Origin of the sequence: Vibrio sp. 1727, assembly GCF_033344415.1 — a bacterium.
In the GTDB taxonomy this organism is placed as follows: Bacteria; Pseudomonadota; Gammaproteobacteria; order Enterobacterales; family Vibrionaceae; genus Vibrio; species Vibrio alginolyticus.
The window spans coordinates 1-885 of the sequence record NZ_JAWPOT010000129.1 but is presented as its reverse complement, the minus strand read 5'-3'; the positions used below and the strand labels follow the sequence as shown (position 1 = coordinate 885).

Genomic DNA, 885 nt, shown 5'->3' with positions numbered 1-885 from the left:
AAATATAATATCGAACAGCGTTCTATTCCTGACATTCCCCTGACAATACTTTCCACTTGGTCAATAAAATCATGCCCAACATCACACAAATTCACATTTCTTCCACATTTTTCTGGAAACAGGTGGTCAGGATGAAAACACAAATAGTTAAACAAGCCGAAACGGCACAAAACAACGTGATTACTGATGAGTCAAAACGCATCATCTACAAATCGTGTTTAAGCGCATTGATGATTGTTGCGATCAGTATTCTCGTCAATCTGAGTATTCGTCTTGATTACGTAGTATTGGGATCAAGTTTGGGTGAAGTCTCTATCACTGAAACCTTACAAGTGATCATGCTGGCGATTGCTTCATGGTCGTTCTTCCAACTTTCTAAGCAAGAAGAACAAGTTAAACACGCCGCTATTTTGATTTCCGGCTTCTTCGCTGTGTTGATCATTCGCGAACTGGACTACTGGATGGATATGATCCGTCACGGATCGTGGGTATTCCCTGCGTTAACCGTCACTGCTCTGGCTTGCGCAAAAGCTTACCAAGGTGGTAAAGGTACAGTGAACGAAATGGCACGTATTCTACAAGTTCCGCACATGAAGCTCTTGATTGGTGCCGTCGTTCTACTGCTTGTTTTCTCTCGCCTTTACGGCATGGGAAGCTTCTGGCAGCAAGTCATGAATGAAAGCTACATCCGCGATGTTAAGAACATTTCGGAAGAAGGCATGGAGCTGCTTTGCTACTGTCTGATTGCGTTGAGTGCTGTTCGTATGCGACGCGAAATCACTGAATAGACTCGGGATCTAAACGGCGATTGAGCGCAGTTAAAATGGGATGAAACACTTCCAATGCTCGCTCTGCTGTTGCAACCGATTCATCAAAGGCCGTCAT

1 protein-coding gene and 1 pseudogene are annotated in these 885 nt (G+C 44.1%); one reads left to right on the top strand and one right to left on the bottom strand.

Annotation, left to right across the window (positions count from 1 at the left end; all coding sequences use genetic code 11):
* Positions 1–131: 131 nt before the first annotated feature.
* The gene (locus R8O10_RS24290; protein WP_005481502.1) at positions 132–788 is read left to right on the top strand and encodes a hypothetical protein; all 657 of its coding nucleotides are present in this window, start codon (positions 132–134) and stop codon (positions 786–788) included.
* Here the strand turns inward: R8O10_RS24290 and R8O10_RS24285 are convergent.
* A pseudogene (locus tag R8O10_RS24285) lies at positions 778–885 on the bottom strand (YdcF family protein); the annotation flags it as partial. The gene R8O10_RS24290 and the pseudogene R8O10_RS24285 overlap by 11 nt on opposite strands.

Coding starts and splice junctions, on each gene's coding strand:
- R8O10_RS24290 (WP_005481502.1), top strand. CDS start 132: ATGAAAACACAAATAGTTAAACAAGCCGAAACGGCACAAAACAACGTG.